Consider the following 3,576-nt stretch of genomic DNA (forward strand, 5'->3'; position numbering starts at 1 on the left):
CGCCAGGCCCAGGCGGCGGCGAGCGCCAGCGCAGCCAGCAACGCCGCGCGCAGCACGTCGCGGCGCAGGCGCTGCGCTGGCGAAAGCGTGGGCGTCGCGGCCATGCGCTCAGTCCGCGTGCAGGGCAGCCGCCTGTTGTTGCAGGCGCTGCTTCAGGGCGTCGTCGATGCCGAGCTGCCGCGCCAGTTCGTCCAGGTAGCTGCGCTCCATGAAGCCTTGTTCGTCGGCGGCGAGCAAGCTGGCCAGGTACATTTCCGCGGCCATCTCGGGACTGGTCGACGCGCGCGCCACCTCGGCCGGATCCAGCGGCTTTTCCAGTTCCGCATGCAGCCACTGCTGCACGTCGGCATCGTTGCCGTGGAGGCGGGCGAACTCGCCTTCGATCAGGCGGCGCTCGTGCTCGTCCAGATGGCCGTCGGCCTTGGCCGCGCCGACCAGCGCGCGCAGCACCGCCTGGCTGTGCTGCTCGACTTCCAGTGGCGGCAGCCGGTCCAGGGTCTGCGGTTCGGGCGCGGCGGCGCCGAGTTGCTGACGGCGGTAGTCGCCGTAGGCGCGATAGGCCATCAGCCCCAACGCGGCCAGGCCGCCGTAGGTCGCCAGCTTGCGGGTGGTGCGGTGTTTGCCGAGCAGCAGGCCGAGTGCGCCGCCGCTGAGGGCTCCCTTGCCGAAGTCGGCGTTGAGCAGGCCGCCCAGGCCGCCGGCGCCGGCGTGCGCCGGTGCGGCAGGAGCGGCGGTGCCGGTCTTGCCCATGGCCTGGCCGGCGGCACCCTGCGCCGATTGCAGCAGTTGGTCGAGAAAGCCCTGTAGTTTCATGCAGGTGATCCTGTCGAAGGGAATCACCGGTATAGCGGCCGTCGCCTTAGCGGGCCGTCAACCCAAATGCGCAGCAGACACAAAAAAAACGAGACGGCCGGGGCCGTCTCGTCGGTGTGCTTGCCTGGATCAGGCGACGCTGCTCAGAGCGCGGCGTCCTTGAGCTTCTTCAGCGGGCGCACCTTGAGCTTGGTGGTGGCCGGCTTGGCGGCGAACCACTGCTCTTCCTTGGTGAACGGGTTGATGCCCTTGCGCTTCGGCTTGGCCGGCACGCTGACGGCGGTGATCTTCAGCAGGCCCGGCAGGGTGAACGAGCCAGCGCCCTTCTTGCTGACCGAACCGGCCACGGCGTGCTCCAGCGAGGCCATCACGGCGCGCACGTCCTTGGCGATCACGCCGCTGGTTTCGGCGATGTGGGCGACGAGCGCGGACTTGCTCAGCACGTCCTTGATCGGCTTGGGAGCGGCCGGCTTGGCGGCAGCCTTGGTCGCTACCTTCTTCACTGCCTTCTTCGGGGCAGCCTTTTTTGCGGTCTTTGCCATGATGTCCTGATTCCGTATTTGGTGGTTTGGGTCGCGCCGACCCCGTCGGCATGGCGAAATGTAGGGCATGTGCTACGCCGCGCCAATAGGCCGGAAGCAAAAAACGCGAATATTCGCCGCGACCGACGCCTTTTTTGCCGAGGACGGCGCCGATACCCGCACATCCGCGGCGATGCGCCAGGGCATTTTCGCTGCCGCGCGCCGCCGCCGCCGCCTTCGCGCGGAAGCACAAGCCCGTAACGCCGCCTCCCCTATGGTCCGCGCTCCACTCACCGACAGGAGCCTCGCATGGGCATTTCGCGTCACGCCACCGCGCATTGGGAAGGCGATCTCAAGACCGGCCAGGGCCGGTTGAACACGCCGCAGAGCGGCCTGCTGGAGAACACCCGCTATGCGTTCAACAGCCGCTTCGGCGACGAGAAGGGCACCAATCCGGAAGAACTGATCGCCGCCGCGCATGCCGGCTGCTTCACCATGGCGCTGTCGGCCAAGCTGACCGAAGCCGGCTTCCCGCCGACCGCGCTGGACACCCGCGCCGATGTCGACCTGTCGATGGAAGGCGGTCCCCAGCTTTCGCAGATCCGGTTGAAGGTCAAGGCCGTGGTGCCCAACATCGACGCCGCGCGCTTCCGCGAAGTGGCCGACGACGCCAAGCAGAATTGCCCGGTGTCCAAGGCGCTGAGCGCGGTGCCGATCAGCCTGGAAGCGGAACTGGGCTGAGGAATCCCCGGCGCGGCCCGGCGGCATGCCGGGCCGCGCGTGTGCGGCGCACCTGCGGCGTCGCCGATGGCGGGCCAGGACGCGTTGCGCCTCTGCACCGTCCCGCGTGGCTCGATCGATCGCTAGCTGTCGCGCCACTAAATGCGCGCGCCACAGCCGTCCCTATTCAGTCTGGTTTCACCGCATCGGATCGAGCATGCAGTCGCGCGATCCACGCGCTTGGAACCATCGCCATGAACAAGCTCTCGACCCGTCTGTTGACCGCTGCGCTCGCTGTCGGCGTCATCGGCTCCGCCGCTGCGCAGGATTACGGTTACACCCGCTACGACGACTACCGCGACCGTGGCTACGCGTCCGGCACCTACGAATATGCGCGCGTGGTGCGCGCCGATCCGATCATGGTGCAGGTCAACGGCCCGCGCGAGACCACCGAGCGCTGTTACGACCGTCCGGCCTCGGGCAGCTACGCCAGCGACTACGGCTACCGCGGTACCGATGGCGGCCGTACCGCCTCGTCGGTGGTCGGCGGCATCGCCGGCGCTGTGCTGGGCAGCCGCGTTGGCGGCGGCAATGGCCGCTTCGTCGGCACCGCCGTCGGCACCATGCTCGGCAGCCTGGCCGGCCGCTCGATCTACGACACCAATACCCGCGGCTACGGCGGCGGCTACGGTGGCGGCGTGGTCCGCGAATGCGACCCGGTGTCGTATCGGACCGAACGCTACGACCGCGTCGACGGCTACGACGTGACCTACGAATACGGCGGCCGCTACTACCACACCCGTACCGCCTCGCCTCCGGGCGATCGCATCCGCGTCCGCGTCGATGTCCTGCCCGACTGACGTATTGCCCGACTAAAACAAAGGGCGCCTCCTTGCGAGGCGCCCTTTGTTTTTGCGCGCGCGTTCGCGCCTGCGGTGCGGGGCGCCGGCCGGCGATCAGGGCCAGTCGATGCGGCCTTCGATCACCGTCTGCACCTGTCCGCCGGACCACACCTCGCCGGCCTCGTCGACGCACAGCGTCAGCAGCGCATCGTGGCCGACCTCGCGGCCCTGGCTGGCGACGTAGCGGCCACTGTGGCCGGGCAGGGCCTTGCTGTGATCCAGCCATGCCGCCAGCACCGCATTGGCCGCGCCGGAGGCCGCATCCTCGAAGCGCCGGCCGTTGCCGACGAAGGCGCGCACGGCCACTGCATAGGCCGGGCCGCTGGCGCGCGCGTAGGCGAACACGCCCATGCTGGCGGTGCTTTCGGCCAGGGCGGCGATCGCATCCCAGTCCGGCGCCAGCGCGCGCAGCGCGGCTTCGTCGGCCACTTCGACCAGCCACCAGCAGCGGCCGCCGTCCATGCGCACCGGCGGCAGCGCGCCCAGCGTCCAGCCGCGCAGCGCCGCCTGCAGGCGCGCATCCGCGGCCTCGGCGATTTCGGCCACCTGCGCGCGCGGGGTACGGATGGCGATGCTGCGTACTCCGGCATCCACGTCGACCCGCAGCGGCAGGGGGGGGG

Annotated in this window: 5 protein-coding genes; 2 read left to right on the forward strand and 3 right to left on the reverse strand. The window is 69.6% G+C overall.

What is annotated here, in order from left to right; genetic code table 11:
- Nucleotides 1–108: 108 nt before the first annotated feature.
- Both D180_RS18325 and D180_RS18330 read right to left on the reverse strand, forming a co-directional pair.
- On the reverse strand, nucleotides 109–813 hold the full coding sequence (locus D180_RS18325) for a tellurite resistance TerB family protein (protein WP_017913929.1): 705 nt from the start codon (nucleotides 811–813) through the stop codon (nucleotides 109–111).
- Between the two features lie 143 nt (nucleotides 814–956).
- Complete coding sequence (locus D180_RS18330) at nucleotides 957–1,355, reverse strand: HU family DNA-binding protein (protein WP_026143706.1); 399 nt, start codon at nucleotides 1,353–1,355, stop codon at nucleotides 957–959.
- A 288-nt stretch (nucleotides 1,356–1,643) separates the two neighbouring features.
- Between D180_RS18330 and D180_RS18335 the strand changes: the two genes are divergently transcribed.
- Together D180_RS18335 and D180_RS18340 are read left to right on the forward strand one after the other, a co-directional pair.
- The gene (locus D180_RS18335; RefSeq protein ID WP_017910837.1) at nucleotides 1,644–2,075 is read left to right on the forward strand and encodes an OsmC family protein; all 432 of its coding nucleotides are present in this window, start codon (nucleotides 1,644–1,646) and stop codon (nucleotides 2,073–2,075) included.
- 233 nt (nucleotides 2,076–2,308) lie between these two features.
- On the forward strand, nucleotides 2,309–2,914 hold the full coding sequence (locus D180_RS18340; protein WP_017913930.1) for a glycine zipper 2TM domain-containing protein: 606 nt from the start codon (nucleotides 2,309–2,311) through the stop codon (nucleotides 2,912–2,914).
- Nucleotides 2,915–3,010: 96 nt separating this feature from the next.
- Here the strand turns inward: D180_RS18340 and D180_RS18345 are convergent.
- Nucleotides 3,011–3,576: PhzF family phenazine biosynthesis protein (locus D180_RS18345; RefSeq protein ID WP_017913931.1), on the reverse strand; the 566-nt coding region annotated here is incomplete at its 5' end.

Source organism: Xanthomonas sp. SHU 166 (assembly GCF_000364685.1).
In the GTDB taxonomy this organism is placed as follows: Bacteria; Pseudomonadota; Gammaproteobacteria; order Xanthomonadales; family Xanthomonadaceae; genus Xanthomonas_A; species Xanthomonas_A sontii.

Bases quoted from the DNA above. Each gene is read 5' to 3' on its own strand.
- D180_RS18325 (WP_017913929.1), bottom strand. From the start codon at position 813: ATGAAACTACAGGGCTTTCTCGACCAACTGCTGCAATCGGCGCAGGGT.
- D180_RS18330 (WP_026143706.1), bottom strand. From the start codon at position 1,355: ATGGCAAAGACCGCAAAAAAGGCTGCCCCGAAGAAGGCAGTGAAGAAG.
- D180_RS18335 (WP_017910837.1), top strand. From the start codon at position 1,644: ATGGGCATTTCGCGTCACGCCACCGCGCATTGGGAAGGCGATCTCAAG.
- D180_RS18340 (WP_017913930.1), top strand. From the start codon at position 2,309: ATGAACAAGCTCTCGACCCGTCTGTTGACCGCTGCGCTCGCTGTCGGC.